25 protein-coding genes are annotated in these 23565 nt (G+C 66.5%); 24 read left to right on the top strand and 1 reads right to left on the bottom strand.

Going from position 1 to position 23565, the window contains the following annotated elements:
* Positions 1-12: 12 nt before the first annotated feature.
* The 7 genes from rpoB (at position 13) to tuf (ending at position 12757) form a co-directional block, all read left to right on the top strand.
* Complete coding sequence (gene rpoB, locus ACP4E5_RS19995) at positions 13-3498, top strand: DNA-directed RNA polymerase subunit beta (protein WP_425830592.1); 3486 nt, start codon at positions 13-15, stop codon at positions 3496-3498.
* Between the two features lie 96 nt (positions 3499-3594).
* Positions 3595-7494 (top strand): DNA-directed RNA polymerase subunit beta', encoded by a 3900-nt coding sequence (locus ACP4E5_RS19990; protein WP_425830590.1) that lies wholly within the window; start codon positions 3595-3597, stop codon positions 7492-7494.
* Between the two features lie 119 nt (positions 7495-7613).
* Positions 7614-8141 carry a DUF1707 and DUF4190 domain-containing protein gene (locus tag ACP4E5_RS19985; protein WP_425830588.1) on the top strand — a complete coding sequence of 176 codons (528 nt, stop codon included), beginning with the start codon at positions 7614-7616 and terminating at the stop codon, positions 8139-8141.
* Between the two features lie 259 nt (positions 8142-8400).
* Positions 8401-8772, top strand: a complete 372-nt coding sequence (gene rpsL / locus ACP4E5_RS19980) for a 30S ribosomal protein S12 (RefSeq protein ID WP_003948652.1) — start codon at positions 8401-8403, stop codon at positions 8770-8772.
* A gap of 2 nt (positions 8773-8774) precedes the next feature.
* A complete protein-coding gene (gene rpsG, locus ACP4E5_RS19975) occupies positions 8775-9245 on the top strand; it encodes a 30S ribosomal protein S7 (protein ID WP_266713060.1) in 471 nt (156 codons plus the stop codon).
* A gap of 39 nt (positions 9246-9284) precedes the next feature.
* A complete protein-coding gene (gene fusA, locus ACP4E5_RS19970) occupies positions 9285-11411 on the top strand; it encodes an elongation factor G (protein ID WP_425830585.1) in 2127 nt (708 codons plus the stop codon).
* A 152-nt stretch (positions 11412-11563) separates the two neighbouring features.
* Positions 11564-12757 (top strand): elongation factor Tu, encoded by a 1194-nt coding sequence (tuf, locus tag ACP4E5_RS19965; RefSeq protein WP_425830583.1) that lies wholly within the window; start codon positions 11564-11566, stop codon positions 12755-12757.
* Between the two features lie 128 nt (positions 12758-12885).
* Here tuf and ACP4E5_RS19960 read toward each other — a convergent pair whose 3' ends face one another.
* A complete protein-coding gene (locus ACP4E5_RS19960; protein WP_425830581.1) occupies positions 12886-14874 on the bottom strand; it encodes a PIG-L family deacetylase in 1989 nt (662 codons plus the stop codon).
* 586 nt (positions 14875-15460) lie between these two features.
* Between ACP4E5_RS19960 and rpsJ the strand changes: the two genes are divergently transcribed.
* From rpsJ to rplF, 17 genes are all read left to right on the top strand, one after another.
* On the top strand, positions 15461-15769 hold the full coding sequence (rpsJ, locus tag ACP4E5_RS19955; protein WP_003948644.1) for a 30S ribosomal protein S10: 309 nt from the start codon (positions 15461-15463) through the stop codon (positions 15767-15769).
* Positions 15770-15786: 17 nt separating this feature from the next.
* Positions 15787-16431: a 50S ribosomal protein L3 gene (gene rplC, locus ACP4E5_RS19950; RefSeq protein WP_425830579.1), complete on the top strand. Its 645-nt coding sequence runs from the start codon at positions 15787-15789 to the stop codon at positions 16429-16431.
* 8 nt (positions 16432-16439) lie between these two features.
* Positions 16440-17093, top strand: coding sequence for a 50S ribosomal protein L4 (gene rplD, locus ACP4E5_RS19945; protein ID WP_425830577.1), 654 nt, complete (start codon positions 16440-16442; stop codon positions 17091-17093).
* Positions 17093-17512, top strand: coding sequence for a 50S ribosomal protein L23 (gene rplW, locus ACP4E5_RS19940; protein WP_422474680.1), 420 nt, complete (start codon positions 17093-17095; stop codon positions 17510-17512). Before rplD ends, rplW begins: the two co-directional genes overlap by 1 nt.
* Before the next feature lie 38 nt (positions 17513-17550).
* On the top strand, positions 17551-18387 hold the full coding sequence (gene rplB / locus ACP4E5_RS19935; protein WP_425830575.1) for a 50S ribosomal protein L2: 837 nt from the start codon (positions 17551-17553) through the stop codon (positions 18385-18387).
* A 12-nt stretch (positions 18388-18399) separates the two neighbouring features.
* Entirely contained in the window at positions 18400-18681 is a 282-nt protein-coding gene (gene rpsS, locus ACP4E5_RS19930; protein WP_018528354.1) for a 30S ribosomal protein S19, read from the top strand.
* 42 nt (positions 18682-18723) lie between these two features.
* The gene (gene rplV, locus ACP4E5_RS19925) at positions 18724-19071 is read left to right on the top strand and encodes a 50S ribosomal protein L22 (protein ID WP_026290933.1); all 348 of its coding nucleotides are present in this window, start codon (positions 18724-18726) and stop codon (positions 19069-19071) included.
* Complete coding sequence (gene rpsC, locus ACP4E5_RS19920; protein WP_425830572.1) at positions 19071-19913, top strand: 30S ribosomal protein S3; 843 nt, start codon at positions 19071-19073, stop codon at positions 19911-19913. The genes rplV and rpsC overlap by 1 nt, the downstream gene beginning before the upstream one ends.
* 5 nt (positions 19914-19918) lie before the next feature.
* A complete protein-coding gene (gene rplP / locus ACP4E5_RS19915; protein ID WP_018528356.1) occupies positions 19919-20338 on the top strand; it encodes a 50S ribosomal protein L16 in 420 nt (139 codons plus the stop codon).
* Positions 20338-20562, top strand: a complete 225-nt coding sequence (gene rpmC / locus ACP4E5_RS19910) for a 50S ribosomal protein L29 (protein ID WP_010036720.1) — start codon at positions 20338-20340, stop codon at positions 20560-20562. Before rplP ends, rpmC begins: the two co-directional genes overlap by 1 nt.
* Positions 20562-20846, top strand: a complete 285-nt coding sequence (gene rpsQ, locus ACP4E5_RS19905; protein ID WP_266713085.1) for a 30S ribosomal protein S17 — start codon at positions 20562-20564, stop codon at positions 20844-20846. Before rpmC ends, rpsQ begins: the two co-directional genes overlap by 1 nt.
* Before the next feature lie 103 nt (positions 20847-20949).
* On the top strand, positions 20950-21318 hold the full coding sequence (rplN, locus tag ACP4E5_RS19900) for a 50S ribosomal protein L14 (RefSeq protein ID WP_003974257.1): 369 nt from the start codon (positions 20950-20952) through the stop codon (positions 21316-21318).
* Positions 21319-21320: 2 nt separating this feature from the next.
* Complete coding sequence (gene rplX / locus ACP4E5_RS19895) at positions 21321-21644, top strand: 50S ribosomal protein L24 (RefSeq protein ID WP_425830568.1); 324 nt, start codon at positions 21321-21323, stop codon at positions 21642-21644.
* Positions 21644-22201: a 50S ribosomal protein L5 gene (gene rplE, locus ACP4E5_RS19890; RefSeq protein WP_389270534.1), complete on the top strand. Its 558-nt coding sequence runs from the start codon at positions 21644-21646 to the stop codon at positions 22199-22201. The genes rplX and rplE overlap by 1 nt, the downstream gene beginning before the upstream one ends.
* Positions 22202-22206: 5 nt before the next feature.
* Positions 22207-22392 carry a type Z 30S ribosomal protein S14 gene (locus ACP4E5_RS19885; protein ID WP_003948630.1) on the top strand — a complete coding sequence of 62 codons (186 nt, stop codon included), beginning with the start codon at positions 22207-22209 and terminating at the stop codon, positions 22390-22392.
* A gap of 207 nt (positions 22393-22599) precedes the next feature.
* The gene (gene rpsH / locus ACP4E5_RS19880) at positions 22600-22998 is read left to right on the top strand and encodes a 30S ribosomal protein S8 (protein WP_158989430.1); all 399 of its coding nucleotides are present in this window, start codon (positions 22600-22602) and stop codon (positions 22996-22998) included.
* A 24-nt stretch (positions 22999-23022) separates the two neighbouring features.
* Positions 23023-23562 (top strand): 50S ribosomal protein L6, encoded by a 540-nt coding sequence (gene rplF / locus ACP4E5_RS19875; RefSeq protein ID WP_425830565.1) that lies wholly within the window; start codon positions 23023-23025, stop codon positions 23560-23562.
* Positions 23563-23565: the final 3 nt, after the last annotated feature.

Raw genomic sequence — 23565 nt, 5'->3', positions numbered from 1 at the left:
AAGGACCCCCTCTTGGCCGCCTCGCGCAACGCCTCGATCGCGAATACGAACAACGGCGCCAGCACCGCCCCGCTGCGCATCTCCTTTGCAAAGATCAAGGAGCCCCTCGAGGTTCCCAACCTGCTCGCGCTGCAGACCGAGAGCTTTGACTGGCTGCTCGGCAACACCGCTTGGCAGAGTCGGGTCGAGGAGGCTCTGGAGTCGGGTCACGACGTCCCCACGAAGTCCGGTCTGGAGGAGATCTTCGAGGAGATCTCCCCGATCGAGGACTTCTCCGGGTCGATGTCCCTGACCTTCCGCGACCACCGCTTCGAGCCCCCGAAGAACTCGATCGACGAGTGCAAGGAGCGCGACTTCACGTACGCGGCCCCGCTCTTCGTCACGGCCGAGTTCACCAACAACGAGACCGGCGAGATCAAGTCCCAGACGGTCTTCATGGGCGACTTCCCGCTCATGACCAACAAGGGCACCTTCGTCATCAACGGCACCGAGCGTGTCGTTGTTTCCCAGCTGGTCCGCTCGCCGGGTGTCTACTTCGACTCCTCCATCGACAAGACGTCCGACAAGGACATCTTCTCCGCCAAGATCATCCCGTCCCGGGGTGCCTGGCTGGAGATGGAGATCGACAAGCGCGACATGGTCGGTGTGCGCATCGACCGCAAGCGCAAGCAGTCCGTCACCGTTCTCCTGAAGGCTCTCGGTTGGACGACCGAGCAGATCCTCGAGGAGTTCGGCCAGTACGAGTCCATGCGCGCCACCCTGGAGAAGGACCACACCCAGGGCCAGGACGACGCGCTGCTCGACATCTACCGCAAGCTGCGTCCGGGCGAGCCCCCGACCCGTGAGGCCGCGCAGACGCTGCTCGAGAACCTCTACTTCAACCCGAAGCGCTACGACCTCGCGAAGGTCGGCCGCTACAAGGTGAACAAGAAGCTCGGTGCCGAGGAGCCGCTGGACGCCGGCGTGCTCACGACCGACGACATCATCGCCTCCATCAAGTACCTCGTGAAGCTTCACGCGGGCGAGACGGAGACGGTGGGCGAGTCGGGCCGGGAGATCGTCGTCGAGACCGACGACATCGACCACTTCGGCAACCGTCGTATCCGTAACGTCGGCGAGCTCATCCAGAACCAGGTCCGTACGGGTCTCGCCCGTATGGAGCGCGTCGTGCGTGAGCGCATGACGACCCAGGACGTCGAGGCGATCACGCCGCAGACCCTGATCAACATTCGCCCGGTCGTGGCGTCGATCAAGGAGTTCTTCGGCACCTCGCAGCTGTCCCAGTTCATGGACCAGAACAACCCGCTGTCGGGGCTGACGCACAAGCGTCGTCTGAACGCCCTCGGCCCGGGTGGTCTGTCCCGTGAGCGGGCGGGCTTCGAGGTCCGAGACGTGCACCCCTCGCACTACGGCCGCATGTGCCCGATCGAGACCCCTGAGGGTCCCAACATCGGTCTCATCGGTTCGCTCGCCTCGTACGGCCGGATCAACCCCTTCGGCTTCATCGAGACGCCGTACCGCAAGGTGACCGAGGGCGTCGTAGGCGACGAGGTGGACTACCTCACCGCCGACGAGGAGGACCGCTTCGTCATCGCGCAGGCCAACGCGCCGCTGTCCGACGACATGCGTTTCGCCGAGGCCCGCGTCCTGGTCCGCCGTCGTGGCGGAGAGGTCGACTACGTCCCCGGTGACGACGTCGACTACATGGACGTCTCGCCGCGCCAGATGGTGTCGGTCGCGACCGCGATGATCCCGTTCCTCGAGCACGACGACGCCAACCGTGCCCTCATGGGCGCGAACATGATGCGTCAGGCCGTGCCGCTGATTAAGTCCGAGGCGCCGCTCGTCGGCACCGGCATGGAGTACCGCTGCGCCACCGACGCCGGCGACGTGCTCAAGGCCGAGAAGGACGGTGTGGTCCAGGAGGTCTCCGCGGACTACATCACCACCGCCAACGACGACGGCACGTACAGCACGTACCGCCTGCACAAGTTCTCCCGCTCGAACCAGGGCACTTCTGTCAACCAGAAGGTCGTCGTGGACGAGGGCGCGCGGATCATCACCGGCCAGGTCCTGGCCGACGGTCCCGCGACCGAAGAGGGCGAGATGGCCCTCGGCAAGAACCTGCTCGTGGCGTTCATGCCGTGGGAGGGTCACAACTACGAGGACGCGATCATCCTGTCGCAGCGCCTCGTGCAGGACGACGTCCTCTCCTCGATCCACATCGAGGAGCACGAGGTCGACGCCCGTGACACCAAGCTCGGCCCGGAGGAGATCACCCGGGACATCCCGAACGTCTCCGAGGAGGTCCTCGCCGACCTCGACGAGCGCGGCATCATCCGTATCGGTGCCGAGGTCGTCGCCGGCGACATCCTCGTCGGCAAGGTCACGCCCAAGGGTGAGACCGAGCTGACGCCGGAGGAGCGCCTGCTCCGCGCGATCTTCGGTGAGAAGGCGCGCGAGGTGCGCGACACCTCGCTGAAGGTGCCGCACGGTGAGATCGGCAAGGTCATCGGCGTCCGCGTCTTCGACCGTGAAGAGGGCGACGAGCTGCCGCCGGGCGTGAACCAGCTGGTTCGTGTCTACGTGGCGCAGAAGCGCAAGATCACGGACGGCGACAAGCTGGCCGGCCGACACGGCAACAAGGGTGTCATCTCCAAGATCAACCCGATCGAGGACATGCCGTTCCTTGAGGACGGCACCCCGGTCGACATCATCCTCAACCCGCTGGGTGTCCCGTCCCGAATGAACCCGGGACAGGTCCTGGAGATCCACCTCGGCTGGCTCGCCAGCCAGGGCTGGGACGTCTCCGGTCTCAGCGAGCAGTGGGCCCAGAGCCTGCAGGCGATCGGCGCCGACCAGGTCGAGCCGCGTACGAACGTCGCGACCCCGGTCTTCGACGGTGCGCGTGAGGACGAGCTCGCGGGTCTGCTCGAGAACGCCCGGCCGAACCGTGACGGCGACCGCATGGTCCTCCCGTCCGGCAAGGCGAGGCTGTTCGACGGCCGCTCCGGCGAGCCGTTCCCGGACCCGATCTCGGTCGGGTACATGTACATCCTCAAGCTGCACCACCTGGTCGACGACAAGCTGCACGCCCGGTCGACCGGCCCGTACTCGATGATCACCCAGCAGCCGCTGGGTGGTAAGGCTCAGTTCGGTGGCCAGCGCTTCGGTGAGATGGAGGTGTGGGCGCTGGAGGCGTACGGCGCCGCTTACGCCCTCCAGGAGCTGCTGACGATCAAGTCCGACGACGTCACCGGCCGCGTGAAGGTCTACGAGGCCATCGTCAAGGGCGAGAACATCCCCGAGCCCGGCATTCCCGAGTCCTTCAAGGTGCTCATCAAGGAAATGCAGTCCCTGTGCCTCAACGTGGAGGTGCTGTCCTCGGACGGCATGTCCATCGAGATGCGCGACACCGACGAGGACGTCTTCCGCGCAGCGGAGGAGCTCGGCATCGACCTGTCCCGGCGCGAGCCGAGCAGCGTCGAAGAGGTCTGACGGGAGTCCGGTAGGGGCCCGGCAACGGGCCCCTACCGACCCCTCGACCCCCGTTTCAGACCACAGACTTACAACCCTGAGAGGGATTGACGCATAGTGCTCGACGTCAACTTCTTCGATGAGCTCCGGATCGGTCTGGCCACCGCTGACGACATCCGTCAGTGGAGCCACGGCGAGGTCAAGAAGCCCGAGACCATCAACTACCGCACCCTCAAGCCCGAGAAGGACGGACTCTTCTGCGAGAAGATCTTCGGTCCGACCCGGGACTGGGAGTGCTACTGCGGTAAGTACAAGCGCGTCCGCTTCAAGGGCATCATCTGCGAGCGCTGCGGCGTGGAGGTCACGCGCGCCAAGGTGCGTCGTGAGCGGATGGGTCACATCGAGCTGGCCGCTCCCGTCACCCACATCTGGTACTTCAAGGGCGTCCCGTCGCGTCTGGGCTACCTGCTCGACCTCGCCCCGAAGGACCTCGAGAAGGTCATCTACTTCGCGGCGTACATGATCACGTTCGTCGACGAGGAGCGCCGTACCCGCGACCTGCCCTCCCTCGAGGCGCACGTCCAGGTCGAGCGTCAGCAGATCGAGAACCGCCGCGACTCCGACCTGGAGGCCCGCGCCAAGAAGCTCGAGACCGACCTGGCCGAGCTCGAGGCCGAGGGCGCCAAGGCCGACGTGCGCCGCAAGGTGCGCGAGGGTGCCGAGCGCGAGATGAAGCAGCTGCGCGACCGTGCGCAGCGCGAGATCGACCGTCTGGACGAGGTCTGGTCGCGCTTCAAGAACCTCAAGGTCCAGGACCTCGAGGGCGACGAGCTGCTCTACCGCGAGCTGCGTGACCGTTTCGGCACGTACTTCGACGGTTCGATGGGTGCCGCGGCGCTGCAGAAGCGTCTGGAGACCTTCGACCTCGAGGAGGAGGCCGAGCGCCTCCGCGAGATCATCCGTACCGGCAAGGGCCAGAAGAAGACCCGTGCGCTCAAGCGCCTCAAGGTCGTCTCCGCGTTCCTGCAGACCAGCAACAGCCCCAAGGGCATGGTGCTCGACTGCGTGCCGGTCATCCCGCCGGACCTGCGTCCGATGGTGCAGCTGGACGGTGGCCGCTTCGCGACCTCCGACCTGAACGACCTGTACCGCCGCGTCATCAACCGCAACAACCGCCTGAAGCGCCTTCTCGACCTCGGTGCGCCCGAGATCATCGTGAACAACGAGAAGCGCATGCTCCAGGAGGCCGTGGACGCCCTCTTCGACAACGGTCGTCGTGGTCGCCCGGTCACCGGTCCGGGTAACCGCCCGCTGAAGTCCCTGAGCGACATGCTCAAGGGCAAGCAGGGTCGTTTCCGTCAGAACCTTCTCGGTAAGCGCGTGGACTACTCCGCGCGTTCCGTGATCGTCGTCGGCCCGCAGCTGAAGCTGCACCAGTGTGGTCTCCCGAAGGCCATGGCACTGGAGCTCTTCAAGCCGTTCGTGATGAAGCGCCTGGTTGACCTCAACCACGCGCAGAACATCAAGTCGGCGAAGCGCATGGTCGAGCGCGGCCGCACGGTCGTGTACGACGTCCTGGAAGAGGTCATCGCCGAGCACCCGGTTCTCCTGAACCGTGCGCCGACGCTGCACCGCCTCGGCATCCAGGCCTTCGAGCCGCAGCTGGTCGAGGGCAAGGCCATTCAGATCCATCCGCTCGTCTGCACCGCGTTCAACGCGGACTTCGACGGTGACCAGATGGCCGTGCACCTGCCGCTCTCCGCGGAGGCGCAGGCCGAGGCCCGCATCCTGATGCTGTCCTCGAACAACATCCTCAAGCCCGCCGACGGCCGTCCGGTGACGATGCCGACCCAGGACATGGTCCTCGGTCTGTTCTTCCTCACCACCGACGGTGAGCTCCGTGACGTCAAGGGCGAGGGCCGCGCGTTCGGCTCCACGGCCGAGGCGACCATGGCGTTCGACGCCGGCGAGCTGGCTCTCCAGTCGTCCGTCGACATCCGCTTCCCGGTGGGCACCATGCCGCCGCGCGGCTGGACCCCGCCGCCCGTCGAGGAGGGTGAGCCCGAGTACCAGCCGGGCGACAGCTTCCGGCTGCGGACGACCCTGGGCCGCGCGCTCTTCAACGAGCTGCTGCCCGAGGACTACCCGTTCGTCGACTACTCGGTGGGCAAGAAGCAGCTCGGCGAGATCGTCAACGACCTGGCGGAGCGCTACCCCAAGGTCATCGTGGCGGCGACGCTCGACAACCTGAAGGCGGCCGGCTTCTACTGGGGCACGCGCTCCGGTGTCACCGTGGCCATCTCCGACGTCGTCGTTCCCGAGGCGAAGAAGGCGATCGTCGCCGGGTACGAGGCTCAGGACGAGAAGGTCCAGAAGCAGTACGAGCGCGGTCTCATCACGAAGGAAGAGCGCACTCAGGAGCTCATCGCGATCTGGACCAAGGCGACCAACGAGGTCTCCGAGGCGATGAACGCGAACTTCCCGAAGACCAACCCCATCTTCATGATGGTTGACTCGGGTGCCCGAGGAAACATGATGCAGATGCGTCAGATCGCGGGTATGCGTGGTCTGGTGTCGAACGCCAAGAACGAGACGATCCCGCGCCCGATCAAGGCTTCGTTCCGCGAAGGCCTTTCGGTGCTCGAGTACTTCATCTCGACTCACGGTGCTCGTAAGGGTCTGGCGGACACCGCCCTGCGTACCGCCGACTCGGGTTACCTGACCCGTCGTCTGGTGGACGTCTCGCAGGACGTCATCATTCGCGAGGAGGACTGCGGCACCGACCGTGGCCTCAAGCTCCAGATCGCGGAGCGTGGCGCCGACGGCGTGCTGCGCAAGACCGAGGACGTCGAGACCAGCGTCTACGCCCGCATGCTCGCCGAGGACATCGTCGTCGACGGCAAGGTCATCGCGCCGGCCAACGTCGACCTGGGTGACGTGCTCATCGACGCCCTCGTCGCCCACGGCGTCGAGATCGTCAAGACCCGCTCGGTGCTCACCTGTGAGTCCGCGGTCGGCACCTGTGCCTTCTGCTACGGCCGCTCGCTGGCCACCGGCAAGCTGGTCGACATCGGTGAGGCGGTCGGCATCATCGCCGCCCAGTCCATCGGTGAGCCCGGTACCCAGCTGACGATGCGTACCTTCCACACCGGTGGTGTGGCAGGTGACGACATCACCCAGGGTCTGCCCCGTGTCGTCGAGCTCTTCGAGGCTCGTACGCCGAAGGGTGTCGCCCCGATCTCCGAGGCCGCGGGCCGTGTCCGCATCGAGGAGACCGAGAAGACCAAGAAGCTCGTCGTCACCCCGGACGACGGCAGCGACGAGACGGCGTTCCCGATCTCGAAGCGTGCCCGTCTCCTGGTGGGCGAGGGCGACCACGTCGAGGTCGGCCAGAAGCTGACCGTGGGTGCCACCAACCCGCACGACGTGCTGCGCATCCTCGGCCAGCGTGCGGTGCAGGTGCACCTGGTCGGCGAGGTCCAGAAGGTCTACAACTCGCAGGGTGTGTCGATCCACGACAAGCACATCGAGATCATCATCCGGCAGATGCTGCGCCGCGTGACGATCATCGAGTCCGGCGACGCGGAGCTGCTGCCGGGCGAGCTGGTCGAGCGCTCGAAGTTCGAGGGCGAGAACCGTCGTGTGGTCACCGAGGGCGGTCACCCCGCCTCCGGCCGTCCGCAGCTGATGGGTATCACCAAGGCCTCGCTGGCGACGGAATCCTGGCTGTCGGCCGCCTCCTTCCAGGAGACGACCCGAGTCCTGACGGATGCGGCGATCAACGCCAAGTCCGACAGCCTCATCGGCCTCAAGGAGAACGTCATCATCGGTAAGCTCATCCCGGCCGGTACGGGTCTGTCCCGCTACCGCAACATCCGGGTGGAGCCCACCGAGGAGGCCAAGGCCGCGATGTACTCGGCCGTCGGCTACGACGACATCGACTACTCGCCGTTCGGCACCGGCTCCGGCCAGGCCGTTCCGCTGGAGGACTACGACTACGGTCCGTACAACCAGTAGGCGAGAAGCCGCTTGAAACCGCAGGGCGGTCACTCCGGGTAGAACCGGGGTGGCCGCCCTGCGGCGTGTTGGCGCATGATGGACGCCACAACATGTCCGGGTCCCGGGGGAGTGGTCTCGTGTCGAATCCGTCGTGGCAGCCGGCCCCGTGGCCGGGCCCGCAGGGTCATCAGCCGTCGATGCTGGCCGCGCACGCGGACCGGGAGCGCGCCGTCGACGTGCTCCGCGCCGGGTTCGCCGAGGGGCGGCTGCAGCAGGGCGAGTACGAGAAGCGGATCGAGCGGGCCTACCAGGCGCGCACGGTGGGGGAGCTGGCCATGCTCGTCGCCGATCTGCCGCAGGGTCCTGCGCCCCAGCAGCAGATGGTGGGTGTGCCCCGGACGTTCCTGCCGTTGCCCCCGCCGCCCCCGCCGACCAACGGGAAGGCGATCGGGGCGCTGGTGTGCGGTGTGGGCACGTTCTTCAGCGTGGGGGTCTCGGCTGTCCCTGCCGTGATCCTGGGGCACATGGCGCGCAAGGAGATCCGGGAGCGGGGCGAGTCCGGCGACGGGATGGCGGTCGGCGGGCTGGTGCTCGGGTGGCTTTCCCTGGCTTTCTGGGCCCTGATCTTCGTCGTGATCGTCGCTTCTGCGGCCGCGCATCCGTAGCAGCACGCCCGGCGTGTCCTGGCTCCGGGGTATTTGTTTTGACCACAGCGTATGAGATAGGTACGCTCAGACCTTGTGCCTGGGGTGTGCCTGGGCTCGTGTGCGTGTCATCAGCCGCACGGCGAGTCCGATCCGGCCACCGCAATCTGTTGCCTTCCCGCCTTCGGTGGGGGTCTGCAGTATTCGACACACCCGACCGCGTGGGTCGGGAAAGTTCCAGGTTAGCTTTACTACTCGGCACACAGAAACCGGAGAAGTAGTGCCTACGATCCAGCAGCTGGTCCGGAAGGGCCGGCAGGACAAGGTCGAGAAGAACAAGACGCCCGCGCTTGAGGGTTCGCCCCAGCGCCGTGGCGTCTGCACGCGTGTGTTCACGACCACCCCGAAGAAGCCGAACTCGGCCCTCCGTAAGGTCGCGCGTGTGCGTCTGACCAGCGGCATCGAGGTCACGGCCTACATTCCGGGTGAGGGACACAACCTGCAGGAGCACTCCATCGTGCTCGTGCGCGGCGGCCGTGTGAAGGACCTGCCCGGTGTTCGTTACAAGATCATCCGCGGTTCGCTTGACACCCAGGGTGTCAAGAACCGCAAGCAGGCCCGCAGCCGCTACGGCGCCAAGAAGGAGAAGTAAGAATGCCTCGTAAGGGCCCCGCCCCGAAGCGCCCGGTCATCATCGACCCGGTCTACGGTTCTCCTCTGGTGACCTCCCTCATCAACAAGGTGCTGCTGAACGGCAAGCGCTCCACCGCCGAGCGCATCGTGTACGGCGCCATGGAGGGCCTGCGCGAGAAGACCAGCAATGACCCGGTCATCACGCTGAAGCGCGCGCTGGAGAACATCAAGCCGACCCTCGAGGTCAAGTCCCGCCGTGTCGGTGGCGCGACCTACCAGGTTCCGATTGAGGTCAAGCCCGGCCGCGCCAACACCCTCGCGCTCCGCTGGCTCGTCGGCTACTCGCGCGCCCGTCGCGAGAAGACGATGACCGAGCGTCTGACGAACGAGCTGCTCGACGCCTCGAACGGCCTCGGTGCTGCCGTCAAGAAGCGCGAGGACACGCACAAGATGGCCGAGTCCAACAAGGCCTTCGCGCACTACCGCTGGTAGTCGCAACCCACATCGAGACCGAGAGAAGACTGAAGCCTTATGGCTACCACTTCACTTGACCTGGCCAAGGTCCGAAACATCGGCATCATGGCCCACATCGACGCGGGCAAGACGACCACCACTGAGCGGATCCTGTTCTACACCGGCGTCTCGTACAAGATCGGTGAGGTCCACGACGGCGCCGCCACGATGGACTGGATGGAGCAGGAGCAGGAGCGTGGCATCACGATCACGTCTGCTGCCACCACTTGCCACTGGCCGCTCGAGGACAACGACTACACGATCAACATCATCGACACCCCCGGGCACGTCGACTTCACCGTTGAGGTGGAGCGCTCCCTGCGTGTGCTCGATGGTGCCGTGACGGTGTTCGACGGTGTCGCCGGTGTTGAGCCGCAGTCCGAGACGGTGTGGCGTCAGGCCGACCGTTACGGCGTGCCGCGCATCTGCTTCGTCAACAAGCTGGACCGTACCGGCGCCGAGTTCCACCGCTGCGTGGACATGATCTCGGACCGCCTGGGCGCCCAGCCGCTCGTCATGCAGCTCCCCATCGGGGCCGAGGCCGACTTCCAGGGTGTCGTCGACCTCGTCACGATGAAGGCGTACGTCTGGTCGGCCGAGGCCGCCAAGGGCGAGGCCTACGACACCGTCGAGATCCCCGACACGCACAAGGAGGCTGCGGACGAGTACCGCGGCAAGCTCCTTGAGGCCGTCGCGGAGAACGACGAAGAGATCATGGAGCTGTACCTGGAGGGCCAGGAGCCCTCTGTGGAGCAGATGTACGCCGCGATCCGTCGTATCACCATCGCGTCCGGCAAGTCCGACGGCACCACGGTCACCCCGGTGTTCTGCGGTACCGCGTTCAAGAACAAGGGCGTTCAGCCCCTGCTCGACGCGGTCGTGCGCTACCTGCCGACTCCCCTTGACGTCGACTCCATCGAGGGTCACGACGTGAAGGACCCGGAGAAGGTCATCGCGCGCAAGCCGTCCGAGGACGAGCCGCTGTCGGCCCTCGCCTTCAAGATCGCGAGCGACCCGCACCTGGGCAAGCTCACCTTCATCCGGGTTTACTCGGGTCGCCTGGAGGCCGGCACCGCGGTGCTGAACTCCGTCAAGGGCAAGAAGGAGCGCATCGGCAAGATCTACCGTATGCACGCGAACAAGCGTGAGGAGATCGCGTCGGTGGGCGCCGGTGACATCGTCGCCGTCATGGGCCTGAAGCAGACCACCACCGGTGAGACGCTGTCCGACGACAAGCACCCGGTCATCCTGGAGTCCATGGACTTCCCGGCGCCGGTCATTCAGGTCGCCATCGAGCCCAAGTCCAAGGGTGACCAGGAGAAGCTGGGTGTCGCCATCCAGCGTCTCGCGGAGGAGGACCCCTCCTTCCAGGTGCACTCGGACGAGGAGACCGGCCAGACCATCATCGGTGGTATGGGTGAGCTCCACCTCGACGTCCTTGTCGACCGCATGAAGCGGGAGTTCAAGGTCGAGGCCAACGTCGGCAAGCCGCAGGTCGCGTACCGCGAGACCATCCGCAAGACGGTGGACAAGGTCGACTTCACGCACAAGAAGCAGACCGGTGGTACCGGTCAGTTCGCCAAGGTGCAGATCTCGATCGAGCCGATCGAGGGTGGCGACGCGAGTTACGAGTTCGTGAACAAGGTCACCGGTGGTCGTATCCCGAAGGAGTACATCCCTTCGGTCGACGCCGGCTGCCAGGAGGCCATGCAGTTCGGCATCCTCGCCGGTTACGAGATGACCGGTGTCCGCATCACGCTGCTCGACGGTGCCTTCCACGAGGTCGACTCCTCCGAGCTCGCCTTCAAGATCGCCGGTTCGCAGGCGTTCAAGGAGGCCGCGCGCAAGGCCGGTCCCGTGCTCCTCGAGCCGATGATGGCCGTTGAGGTCACCACGCCCGAGGACTACATGGGCGAGGTCATCGGTGACGTGAACTCCCGCCGTGGCCAGATTCAGGCCATGGAGGAGCGCGCCGGTGCCCGTCTCGTGAAGGGCCTGGTTCCGCTGTCGGAGATGTTCGGCTACGTCGGCGACCTCCGCAGCAAGACGTCGGGTCGCGCGAGCTACTCGATGCAGTTCGACTCCTACGCCGAGGTTCCGCGGAACGTCGCCGAGGAGATCATCGCGAAGGCCAAGGGCGAGTAACTCACTCGAGTTCACGCTTTAGGCTTGACTCCGGAGCTCTTGGGGCATTTCCCGGCAACCACCGCGAAATGCCCCGAGGTCCCGGCTTTCCAGCAAAGATCACCTGGCGCCGATGAAGCAAGGCGTACAGAACCACTCCACAGGAGGACCCAGTGGCGAAGGCGAAGTTCGAGCGGACTAAGCCGCACGTCAACATCGGCACCATCGGTCACATTGACCACGGTAAGACGACCCTCACGGCCGCCATTACCAAGGTGCTGCACGACGCGTACCCCGACCTGAACGAGGCCTCGGCCTTCGACCAGATCGACAAGGCTCCTGAGGAGCGCCAGCGCGGTATCACGATCTCGATCGCGCACGTCGAGTACCAGACGGAGGCGCGTCACTACGCCCACGTCGACTGCCCGGGTCACGCGGACTACATCAAGAACATGATCACGGGTGCCGCGCAGATGGACGGCGCCATCCTCGTGGTCGCCGCCACCGACGGCCCGATGCCGCAGACCAAGGAGCACGTGCTCCTGGCCCGCCAGGTCGGCGTTCCGTACATCGTCGTCGCCCTGAACAAGGCCGACATGGTGGACGACGAGGAGATCCTGGAGCTCGTCGAGCTCGAGGTCCGTGAGCTCCTCTCCGAGTACGAGTTCCCGGGCGACGACGTCCCGGTCATCAAGGTCTCGGCGCTCAAGGCGCTCGAGGGCGACAAGGAGTGGGGCGAGTCCGTCCTCAACCTGATGAAGGCCGTCGACGAGGCCATCCCGGCCCCCGAGCGTGACGTCGACAAGCCGTTCCTGATGCCGATCGAGGACGTCTTCACGATCACCGGTCGTGGCACCGTCGTCACCGGTCGTATCGAGCGTGGCATCCTCAAGGTCAACGAGACCGTCGACATCATCGGCATCAAGACCGAGAAGACCACCACCACGGTCACCGGCATCGAGATGTTCCGCAAGCTGCTCGACGAGGGTCAGGCCGGTGAGAACGTCGGTCTGCTCCTCCGTGGCATCAAGCGCGAGGACGTCGAGCGCGGCCAGGTCATCATCAAGCCCGGTTCGGTCACGCCGCACACCGAGTTCGAGGCCCAGGCCTACATCCTGTCCAAGGACGAGGGTGGCCGCCACACGCCGTTCTTCAACAACTACCGTCCGCAGTTCTACTTCCGTACGACGGACGTGACGGGCGTTGTGACCCTCCCCGAGGGCACCGAGATGGTCATGCCGGGCGACAACACCGAGATGTCCGTCCAGCTCATCCAGCCGGTCGCCATGGAAGAGGGCCTGAAGTTCGCCATCCGTGAGGGTGGCCGGACCGTGGGCGCCGGCCAGGTCACCAAGATCAACAAGTAAGCATCGCTTACCTGTTGAGTCCCTTCGGGGCTTGATACCTGGTAGCTCCTAGAGCACCTGCTCCTAGAGCACCTGAGAGGGCCCGTACGACTTCGGTCGTACGGGCCCTTTCTGCTGTCCGCGCGTCGTCAGGCGCGCGCCTGCGTGGGCCGCCACAGCCACGGGCGGGCGTCGGGGGAGAGGCCCGCGGCGGTGGGGCCGCGGGAGGTCAGGGCGAGGGCCGGGCCGTCCAGGGTGGTCGGCGGCGCGCTCGGGCGGATGGTGCGGCCCGCGTGGTGCAGCCCGATGGTGCCGTCGGTGTCACGGCCGAGGAGGTACGTGCCCGCTGCCGCCACCGGCCCGTAGCCGGGGAAGTCGACGCGCGGGCCGCCAGTGGCCAGCAGCGCGGCGGAGGCGGGCGGACGGTAGTAGAGACGCCCACCGGACGCGGCGACGGCGTCAGCGGGCGTGGGCAGGCCCGACAGCGGCGCGGGACCGTCCGGGGTCCAGTGGTGGACGGTGTCGCGCCCAGGCGCGTACACGTGCACCTGGTCGTCGTCGCCGACGACCGCCGTGAGGCCGTCCTGGACCGGGCCGCCGCCGAGCTCGCGCCACGGGGACCAGACCCCGGACCGGTCGCGCACGCGCGTGCTGATGCCCTGCCCCGCATTGCGTACGAAGAGGTGGACGCGGCCGTCCGGGGCGGCGACAGCCACCGGGACGCCGATGCGGCGGCCGCGGTCGGGATCGCTCTCCGGGTTGCCGAGGCCCTTCCACGCCTGCCGTTCCAGGGCCACGATCTCGCGCACGTCGGCGCCGTTCTGGACGGCCGCGAGGCGCAGGCCGATGACGAGGTGGCGGCCGTCGGGGAGCGTGACGGCCGTGAGGGCGGGCGCCAGCGGGCCGCCCCCGAGGTCGGCCGGGGCGCCGAACACGCCGTCCTTCTCGGTGTACCGGACCGCGCGCAGTCCCAGCACGCCGTACGCGGTGAGCCGCCCGTCGGCGTCCGGGGCGAGGGCGAGCCGGGGCCCCGGGTAGCGGTAGTGGGTGGCGCGGACCCAGCCCTTGCGGTTGGTGAGGGGGCGGTCGCCGCCGACGTTGTAGTCGCCGCAGCCGGAGGGGTTGCCGCAGCTCCAGTCGGGGGCGGCGCCGTACGGGACGAGCTGGGCGGCCTTCGCCGTGAGGACACGCGGCGGCAGGTTCTTCGGCCAGTGGTTGTTGTAGTAGCCGCGGAAGGCGGTCACGGCGAACGCGGGCGGCCCGCCCTTGGCCCGCTGCGCCCAGCGGATCAGCGCGGCCCAGCTGAAGCAGGCGACGGCCGTGTGGTCGGCGTGGTCGGAGTAGCCCGGCTGCTCGCTGTCGCGTATCTGAGTCAGCCGGTCGCTGTGCTGGATGTCGGGGTCCGGGTCCAGGGTGTGCACGAGGGTGGGGCGGTACCGCTCGAAGAGCGCCACGAGCACGTCGACCAAGGACTCGCTGTCGTACGTCTGGACGGTGTGCAGCGGGGAGCCCACGGGGACGAGGGTGCGCAGCAGGAGGCCGGGCTCGCGCCAGAGCGCGGGGACGCCCATGTGCCCCTCAGGCGTGTGCATGGCGAGGTTCAGATGCACCAACTCGACGCTGTGGAGCCGGTGTTGGAGCGAGTCGATCTCGACCCGGAAGCCGCCGGGCAGCTGGACCGCGGTCGTGGTCCAGGGAGTGAAGACGGGCAGCCCGAGTTGGGTCGCGTACGACTGGCGCAGACCCTGGTGGCGGGCCGAGGAGTAGGCCGCCTTGTCGGGGGCGGGGGAACGGTCGGCCGGCGTCTTGTTGCGGCCGTCGGCCTCGCCCGCGGTGACGTAGACGCAGACGAGCGGGGTGCCCGCGTCGAGGGCGTGCCGGGCGTCCGGGTTCATGAAGTACAGGTCGTCGTCGGGGTGGGCGAGGACCTGGAGCAGCAGGGCGCGCTCGGCCTGGGCGGCGGTGCGGCCGGTGGCGGGGGAGGGGGCGGTGGTGCGCGCCGGCGCGGGGGCGGTGCGGGAGCAGGCGGAGAGGGTGCCCGCGGCGGCGAGCGCGGCGACGCCCAGGAGGGCGCTGCGGCGGGCCGGGCCGTGCCCAACGGCCGTGTACGGATGGGGGGTTGCAGGTCTGTCCCGCACGATGGCGCCAACTCCGTTCGCTGCCGAGGCAGCGTTCGGGGGTGGGGCGCTCGCCTCTGTTCAGGTGGTTCACCTCAACAGAGGGGCAATGGGACGCCCGGGTTCCGGTGACGCTGAGATCCGGTCCGGGGGCTCCGTGTGTGCGGGACACTTCGGGACACGGACACCCCTGGTTTGACCTTCGTCACTGAGGGGGTACTCTCTTCGGCTCGATTGGCCCCGGACGTGCCCTGTATGGCAGACTGTCGGGGTTGCTCGGTTGAGTGCCGATGCTGCGCGCCTCCCGCCGGGAGGACCGGAAGCGAGTCCCACAGTACTCGTCGGCTGTATCTATCCCTCGGGGTAGCAATCGGCCGGACGTACGGGAATCTTTCGGGAAGCGTCAGCGCGGTTCCTCTGCCAGGCACTCGGTGGGTTTCTTCCCCCGTGTACATGCGGTCCAGGCCGCAGACCCCTTAGCAGGGACATCCATGCGGATATTTCTGTCAGCGGGACTGCGACACGCCCGACCGCGTGGGGCGGAGGAAGTGTGAAACAGGGCCCCCGGGTTCCAGAGCGTTACGAGAGACAGGACTACTAAGTAGCCATGGCGGGACAGAAGATCCGCATCCGGCTCAAGGCCTACGACCACGAGGTCATCGACTCCTCGGCGAAGAAGATCGTCGAGACGGTGACCCGCACTGGTGCGTCGGTCGCGGGCCCGGTGCCGCTGCCTACCGAGAAGAACGTGTACTGCGTCATCAAGTCGCCGCACAAGTACAAGGACTCTCGCGAGCACTTCGAGATGCGCACGCACAAGCGCCTCATCGACATCCTCGACCCGACTCCGAAGACCGTTGACTCCCTGATGCGACTCGACCTTCCGGCCGGCGTCGACATCGAGATCAAGCTCTGAGGGCCGGTGATCTGAAGATGACTAAGCCGATCAAGGGCATCCTGGGCGAGAAGCTCGGCATGACGCAGGTGTGGGACGAGAACAACCGTGTTGTTCCGGTCACCGTCGTCAAGGCCGGTCCGAACGTGATCACCCAGGTTCGCACCAACGACGTCGACGGTTACGACTCCGTCCAGCTCGCCTTCGGCGAGATCGACCCGCGCAAGGTGAACAAGCCCCTCAAGGGCCACTTCGCCAAGGCCGATGTCACCCCCCGTCGCCACCTCGTCGAGATCCGTACCGCTGACGCCAGCGAGTACGCCCTCGGCCAGGAGATCACCGCTGAGGTGTTCGATGGCGGCGTCAAGGTCGACGTGACCGGCCAGAGCAAGGGCAAGGGCTTCGCCGGCGGCATGAAGCGCCACAACTTCGCTGGTGGCAAGGCATCTCACGGTGCCCACCGCGTGCACCGCAAGCCGGGTTCCATCGGCGGTTGCGCCACCCCCGGCCGTGTGTTCAAGGGCACCCGCATGGCGGGCCGCATGGGCAACGAGCGGGTCACCACCCAGAACCTGACCGTCCACGCCGTTGACGCGGAGAAGGGTCTGCTGCTCATCAAGGGCGCGGTTCCTGGTCCGAACGGCGGCCTCGTCCTGGTCCGTACCGCGACCAAGGGGGCCTGAGGTAACCGATGAGCACTGTTGACATCCTTTCGCCGGCGGGCGACAAGGCCGGGTCCGTCGAGCTCCCCGCGGAGATCTTCGACGTTGAGAAGATCAGCATTCCGCTGATCCACCAGGTCGTCGTCGCACAGCTGGCCGCTGCCCGTCAGGGCACGCACAAGACCAAGACCCGTGGCGAAGTCCGCGGCGGTGGCAAGAAGCCGTACCGCCAGAAGGGCACCGGCCGCGCCCGTCAGGGCTCGACCCGTGCGCCGCAGTTCGCCGGCGGTGGCGTCGTCCACGGCCCCGTGCCGCGTGACTACTCGCAGCGGACCCCGAAGAAGATGAAGGCTGCCGCGCTGCGTCACGCCCTCACCGACCGGGCCCGCAACGCTCGTATCCACGTCGTTTCCGGCGTGGTCGAGGGCGAGGTCTCCACGAAGGCCGCCAAGACGCTGTTCGGCAAGATCTCGGAGCGCAAGAACCTGCTCCTGGTCGCCGACCGCGCCGACGAGGCCGCGTGGCTCTCCGCCCGCAACCTGCCCCAGGTCCACATCCTGGAGCCGGGCCAGCTGAACACGTACGACGTTCTCGTCTCGGACGACGTGGTCTTCACCCAGGCCGCTTTCGAGTCCTTCGTGTCTGGCCCCAAGGCCGCTGACACCGAAGGGAGCGAGGCCTGATGGCTACGCGTCACCCGAGCATTGCGCCCAAGGCCGCCAAGGCCGCCAAGGCCGCGCGCGTCGCCAAGGCGAAGCGCATCGCGACCGAGGGCAAGATCGCCGTTGAGCCCACGCCGCTGAGCAAGTCCTTCTCGGACCCGCGCGACGTCCTCGTCAAGCCGGTCGTCTCCGAGAAGTCGTACGCGCTTCTCGACGAGGGCAAGTACACGTTCGTCGTGGCCCCCGGCGCCAACAAGACCCAGATCAAGCAGGCCGTCGAGGCGGTCTTCTCGGTCAAGGTCACCGGCGTCAACACGATCAACCGTCAGGGCAAGCGGAAGCGTACGCGCACCGGGTTCGGCAAGCGTGCCGACACCAAGCGCGCCATCGTGACCCTCGCTGAGGGCGACCGTATCGACATCTTCGGCCAGGCCTCCTAACGGAGACCCTGGTCCGAATATCGGACGAGGACTGAGAAATGGGAATCCGCAAGTACAAGCCGACGACGCCGGGCCGCCGTGGCTCCTCCGTCGCCGACTTCGTCGAGGTAACGCGGTCCACGCCGGAGAAGTCGCTGGTCCGCCCGCTGCACAGCAAGGGCGGCCGTAACAACGCCGGTCGGATCACCGTTCGCCACCAGGGTGGCGGACACAAGCGCGCCTTCCGCGTGATCGACTTCCGTCGTCACGACAAGGACGGCGTGCCGGCCAAGGTCGCTCACATCGAGTACGACCCGAACCGCACTGCGCGCATCGCGCTCCTGCACTACGCGGACGGCGAGAAGCGCTACATCCTGGCGCCGCGCGGTCTCGCGCAGGGCTCCAAGGTGGAGAACGGCCCCGCCGCCGACATCAAGCCCGGTAACAACCTGGCGCTCCGCAACATCCCGGTCGGTACCACGATCCACGCGATCGAGCTCCGTCCCGGTGGTGGCGCCAAGTTCGCCCGCTCCGCGGGTGCCTCCGTGCAGCTGCTCGCGAAGGAGGGCTCGATGGCCCACCTTCGTATGCCCTCCGGCGAGATCCGCCTGGTCGACGTGCGCTGCCGCGCCACCGTCGGCGAGGTCGGCAACGCCGAGCAGAGCAACATCAACTGGGGCAAGGCCGGCCGCATGCGCTGGAAGGGCGTCCGCCCGACCGTGCGTGGTGTCGTGATGAACCCGGTCGACCACCCGCACGGTGGTGGTGAAGGCAAGACCTCCGGTGGACGCCACCCGGTCTCGCCGTGGGGTCAGAAGGAGGGTCGTACTCGTGATCGCAACAAGGCGAGCAACAAGTACATCGTCCGCCGCCGCAAGTCGAACAAGAAGCGCTAGGAGCGGGTTTAGATGCCGCGCAGTCTCAAGAAGGGACCCTTCGTCGACGGCCACCTCGTGAAGAAGGTGGACGCTCAGAACGAAGCCGGTTCCAAGAACGTCATCAAGACCTGGTCCCGCCGCTCGATGATCATTCCCAGCATGCTGGGTCACACGATCGCGGTGCACAACGGCAAGACCCACATCCCGGTGTTCGTCACCGAGTCGATGGTCGGCCACAAGCTCGGCGAGTTCTCGCCGACGCGCACCTTCCGGGGTCACGTCAAGGACGACCGGAAGTCGAAGCGCCGCTAAGGCGGGGTGGAATCGACTATGACTAACACCGAAGGGACAACCATGGAAGCCAGGGCCCAGGCGCGGTACATCCGCGTCACGCCCATGAAGGCCCGCCGCGTGGTGGACCTCATCCGTGGCATGGATGCCACGGAGGCTCAGGCGGTCCTGCGTTTCGCCCCGCAGGCCGCGAGCGTGCCGGTTGGCAAGGTGCTGGACAGCGCCATCGCCAACGCTGCACACAACTACGACCACCCCGACGCCTCTTCGCTGGTCATCAGCGAGGCGTACGTGGACGAGGGTCCGACCCTGAAGCGGTTCCGTCCGCGCGCCCAGGGCCGGGCCTACCGGATCCGTAAGCGGACCAGCCACATCACCGTGGTCGTCAGCAGCAAGGAAGGAACCCGGTAATGGGCCAGAAGGTAAACCCGCACGGGTTCCGGCTCGGTGTCACGACCGACTTCAAGTCGCGTTGGTACGCCGACAAGCTGTACAAGGACTACGTCAAGGAAGACGTCGCCATCCGTCGGATGATGACGTCCGGCATGGAGCGCGCCGGCATCTCGAAGGTTGAGATCGAGCGCACCCGTGACCGCGTGCGTGTGGACATCCACACCGCGCGTCCCGGCATCGTCATCGGCCGCCGTGGCGCCGAGGCCGACCGCATCCGCGGTGACCTCGAGAAGCTCACGGGCAAGCAGGTCCAGCTGAACATCCTCGAGGTCAAGAGCCCCGAGACGGACGCTCAGCTGGTTGCTCAGGCCGTTGCCGAGCAGCTGTCCTCCCGCGTCTCCTTCCGTCGCGCCATGCGTAAGAGCATGCAGGGCACGATGAAGGCCGGCGCCAAGGGCATCAAGATCCAGTGTGGCGGTCGTCTCGGCGGTGCCGAGATGTCCCGTTCGGAGTTCTACCGCGAGGGCCGCGTGCCCCTGCACACGCTCCGCGCCAACGTGGACTACGGCTTCTTCGAGGCCAAGACGACCTTCGGCCGCATCGGCGTGAAGGTCTGGATCTACAAGGGCGACGTCAAGAACATCGCCGAGGTTCGCGCCGAGAACGCCGCGGCCCGCGCCGGTAACCGTCCGGCCCGTGGCGGTAACGACCGCCCGGCCCGTGGTGGTGGCCGTGGCGGCGAGCGTGGCGGTCGCGGTCGCAAGCCGCAGCAGCAGTCCGCGCCGGCTGCGGAGGCCCCCAAGGCCGACGCTCCCGCCGCAGCTGCCGCTCCGGCTGAGAGCACCGGAACGGAGGCCTGACCGAAATGCTGATCCCCCGTAGGGTCAAGCACCGCAAGCAGCACCACCCGAAGCGCAGCGGTATGTCCAAGGGTGGCACGCAGGTTGCGTTCGGTGAGTACGGCATTCAGGCCCTCACCCCGGCGTACGTGACGAACCGTCAGATCGAGGCCGCTCGTATCGCCATGACGCGTCACATCAAGCGTGGCGGCAAGGTCTGGATCAACATTTACCCGGACCGCCCCCTCACCAAGAAGCCTGCCGAGACCCGCATGGGTTCCGGTAAGGGTTCCCCGGAGTGGTGGGTCGCCAACGTCAAGCCCGGACGCGTCATGTTCGAGCTGTCGTACCCCAACGAGAAGACCGCGCGCGAGGCGCTGACTCGTGCGGCTCACAAGCTGCCGATGAAGTGCAAGATCGTCAAGCGCGAGGCAGGTGAAGCGTGATGTCGGCCGGAACCAAGGCGTCTGAGCTGCGCGAGCTGGGCAACGAGGAGCTCCTCAACAAGCTCCGCGAGGCCAAGGAAGAGCTGTTCAACCTCCGCTTCCAGGCGGCGACGGGTCAGCTCGAGAACCACGGCCGGCTCAAGGCCGTCCGCAAGGACATCGCGCGGATCTACACCCTCATGCGCGAGCGCGAGCTGGGCATCGAGACGGTGGAGAGCGCCTGATGAGCGAGAAGACTGTGACTGAAGAGACTGCCGCCCGCGGCTTCCGCAAGACCCGTGAGGGCCTTGTTGTCAGCGACAAGATGGACAAGACCGTCGTCGTCGCTGTCGAGGACCGCGTCAAGCACGCGCTGTACGGCAAGGTCATCCGCCGTACGAACAAGCTCAAGGCGCACGACGAGCAGAACGCTGCCGGCGTTGGCGACCGCGTCCTCCTGATGGAGACGCGTCCGCTGTCGGCGAGCAAGCGCTGGCGCATCGTCGAGATCCTCGAGAAGGCCAAGTAATTCTCTGAGGCATCCCTCAGAGTTCGTTCCGCCAGGCTCGGCAGGGGCTCTCTCGTAAGAGAGCAGCCCCTGCCGGGAACCGGCAGACAATCAGGAGATAGACGTGATCCAGCAGGAGTCGCGACTGCGCGTCGCCGACAACACGGGTGCGAAGGAAATTCTCACCATCCGTGTTCTCGGTGGCTCGGGTCGCCGCTACGCGGGCATCGGTGACGTCATCGTCGCCACCGTCAAGGACGCGATCCCCGGTGGCAACGTGAAGAAGGGTGACGTCGTCAAGGCGGTCATCGTTCGCACCGTCAAGGAGCGCCGCCGTCCGGACGGCTCGTACATCCGCTTCGACGAGAACGCCGCCGTCATTCTGAAGAACGACGGCGACCCTCGCGGCACCCGTATCTTCGGCCCGGTGGGCCGTGAGCTGCGCGAGAAGAAGTTCATGAAGATCATCTCGCTCGCGCCGGAGGTGCTGTAAGCATGAAGATCAAGAAGGGCGACCTGGTCCAGGTCATCACCGGTAAGGACAAGGGCAAGCAGGGCAAGGTCATTGCCGCTTACCCGCGCGACGAGCGCGTCCTGGTCGAGGGTGTCAACCGGGTCAAGAAGCACACGAAGGCCGGCCCCACCGCCAGCGGCTCGCAGGCCGGCGGCATTGTGACCACCGAGGCCCCCGTCCACGTCTCCAACGTCCAGCTGGTCGTGGAGAAGGACGGCGCCAAGGTCGTCACGCGTGTCGGCTACCGCTTCGACGACGAGGGCAACAAGATCCGCGTTGCCAAGCGGACGGGTGAGGACATCTGATGACGACCACCACCACTCCGCGTCTCAAGACGAAGTACCGCGAGGAGATCACGGCGAAGCTGCAGGAGGAGTTCTCGTACGAGAACGTCATGCAGATCCCCGGTCTCGTCAAGGTCGTCGTGAACATGGGTGTCGGCGACGCCGCCCGTGACTCGAAGCTCATGGACGGTGCCGTCCGTGACCTGACGACGATCACCGGTCAGAAGCCGGCCATCACCAAGGCCCGCAAGTCCATCGCGCAGTTCAAGCTGCGCGAGGGTCAGCCGATCGGTGCCCACGTCACGCTCCGTGGCGACCGCATGTGGGAGTTCCTGGACCGCACCCTGTCGCTCGCGCTGCCGCGCATCCGCGACTTCCGTGGTCTGTCCCCCAAGCAGTTCGACGGCCGTGGCAACTACACCTTCGGTCTCACGGAGCAGGTCATGTTCCACGAGATCGACCAGGACAAGATCGACCGCGTCCGGGGTATGGACATCACCGTGGTCACCACGGCGACCAACGACGACGAGGGCCGTGCCCTTCTGCGTCACCTCGGCTTCCCGTTCAAGGAGGCGTAAGCGAGATGGCGAAGAAGGCTCTTATTGCCAAGGCTGCTCGTAAGCCGAAGTTCGGTGTCCGCGGCTACACGCGCTGCCAGCGCTGCGGCCGTCCGCACTCCGTGTACCGCAAGTTCGGCCTCTGCCGCGTGTGCCTTCGTGAGATGGCTCACCGTGGCGAGCTGCCGGGCGTGACCAAGAGCTCCTGGTAGTCCCCTAGTTGGGATTGCCCGGATCTCTCGGTAAGTAAAGGGTCGGCAGAGCCCGCCCCCCACATGGCTTAGGCTTGTGGGGTTGGGCTCTGCTGCCCTACCGACTTACTACGCCGTAGGTCCCCGCGCCGCACCCGTCCCGCCCCTGTGTGGGGAGAGGGATGGCGCATACAGGAAACCCCGGCGAGAGAGGCCGAAGGCCAATTCATGACCATGACTGATCCGATCGCAGACATGCTTACGCGTCTGCGGAACGCGAACTCGGCATACCACGACTCCGTGTCGATGCCGCACAGCAAGATCAAGTCGCACATCGCGGAGATCCTCCAGCAGGAGGGTTTCATCACCGGCTGGAAGGTCGAGGACGCCGAGGTCGGCAAGAACCTCGTCCTGGAGCTGAAGTTCGGCCCGAACCGTGAGCGTTCGATCGCCGGCATCAAGCGCATCTCCAAGCCGGGTCTGCGTGTTTACGCGAAGTCCACCAACCTGCCGAAGGTTCTCGGCGGCCTGGGCGTGGCGATCATCTCCACGTCCCACGGTCTCCTGACCGGCCAGCAGGCAGGCAAGAAGGGCGTGGGTGGGGAAGTCCTCGCCTACGTCTGGTAGCGGAAGGAATCGGAGGAAACAGCTATGTCGCGTATTGGCAAGCTCCCCATCACGGTTCCCGCCGGCGTGGACGTCACCATCGACGGCCAGACGGTCGCGGTCAAGGGCCCCAAGGGTTCCCTCAGCCACACCGTCGCGGCGCCGATCGAGATCGCCAAGGGTGAGGACGGCGTGCTCAGCGTCACCCGCCCGAACGACGAGCGTCAGAACAAGGCCCTCCACGGCCTGTCCCGCACGCTGGTGGCGAACATGATCACCGGCGTGACCACGGGTTACGTGAAGAAGCTCGAAATCAGCGGTGTCGGTTACCGCGTCCTGGCGAAGGGCTCCAACCTGGAGTTCTCGCTCGGCTACAGCCACCCGATCCTGATCGAGGCGCCCGAGGGCATCTCCTTCAAGGTCGAATCGGCGACCAAGTTCTCGGTCGAGGGCATCGACAAGCAGAAGGTCGGCGAGGTTGCGGCCAACATCCGCAAGCTGCGCAAGCCCGACCCGTACAAGGCCAAGGGCGTCAAGTACGAAGGCGAAGTCATCCGCCGCAAGGTCGGAAAGGCGGGTAAGTAAGCC

It is taken from the genome of Streptomyces fractus (genome assembly GCF_049844455.1).
Taxonomy (GTDB): domain Bacteria; phylum Actinomycetota; class Actinomycetes; order Streptomycetales; family Streptomycetaceae; genus Streptomyces; species Streptomyces fractus.
This window is presented reverse-complemented; position numbering and strand designations above follow the sequence as displayed.

Bases quoted from the DNA above. Each gene is read 5' to 3' on its own strand.
- rpsG (WP_266713060.1), top strand. From the start codon at position 8,775: ATGCCTCGTAAGGGCCCCGCCCCGAAGCGCCCGGTCATCATCGACCCG.
- fusA (WP_425830585.1), top strand. From the start codon at position 9,285: ATGGCTACCACTTCACTTGACCTGGCCAAGGTCCGAAACATCGGCATC.
- rpsJ (WP_003948644.1), top strand. From the start codon at position 15,461: ATGGCGGGACAGAAGATCCGCATCCGGCTCAAGGCCTACGACCACGAG.
- rplC (WP_425830579.1), top strand. From the start codon at position 15,787: ATGACTAAGCCGATCAAGGGCATCCTGGGCGAGAAGCTCGGCATGACG.
- rplD (WP_425830577.1), top strand. From the start codon at position 16,440: ATGAGCACTGTTGACATCCTTTCGCCGGCGGGCGACAAGGCCGGGTCC.
- rplW (WP_422474680.1), top strand. From the start codon at position 17,093: ATGGCTACGCGTCACCCGAGCATTGCGCCCAAGGCCGCCAAGGCCGCC.
- rplB (WP_425830575.1), top strand. From the start codon at position 17,551: ATGGGAATCCGCAAGTACAAGCCGACGACGCCGGGCCGCCGTGGCTCC.
- rpsS (WP_018528354.1), top strand. From the start codon at position 18,400: ATGCCGCGCAGTCTCAAGAAGGGACCCTTCGTCGACGGCCACCTCGTG.
- rplV (WP_026290933.1), top strand. From the start codon at position 18,724: ATGGAAGCCAGGGCCCAGGCGCGGTACATCCGCGTCACGCCCATGAAG.
- rpsC (WP_425830572.1), top strand. From the start codon at position 19,071: ATGGGCCAGAAGGTAAACCCGCACGGGTTCCGGCTCGGTGTCACGACC.
- rplP (WP_018528356.1), top strand. From the start codon at position 19,919: ATGCTGATCCCCCGTAGGGTCAAGCACCGCAAGCAGCACCACCCGAAG.
- rpmC (WP_010036720.1), top strand. From the start codon at position 20,338: ATGTCGGCCGGAACCAAGGCGTCTGAGCTGCGCGAGCTGGGCAACGAG.
- rpsQ (WP_266713085.1), top strand. From the start codon at position 20,562: ATGAGCGAGAAGACTGTGACTGAAGAGACTGCCGCCCGCGGCTTCCGC.
- rplX (WP_425830568.1), top strand. From the start codon at position 21,321: ATGAAGATCAAGAAGGGCGACCTGGTCCAGGTCATCACCGGTAAGGAC.
- rplE (WP_389270534.1), top strand. From the start codon at position 21,644: ATGACGACCACCACCACTCCGCGTCTCAAGACGAAGTACCGCGAGGAG.
- ACP4E5_RS19885 (WP_003948630.1), top strand. From the start codon at position 22,207: ATGGCGAAGAAGGCTCTTATTGCCAAGGCTGCTCGTAAGCCGAAGTTC.
- rpsH (WP_158989430.1), top strand. From the start codon at position 22,600: ATGACCATGACTGATCCGATCGCAGACATGCTTACGCGTCTGCGGAAC.
- rplF (WP_425830565.1), top strand. From the start codon at position 23,023: ATGTCGCGTATTGGCAAGCTCCCCATCACGGTTCCCGCCGGCGTGGAC.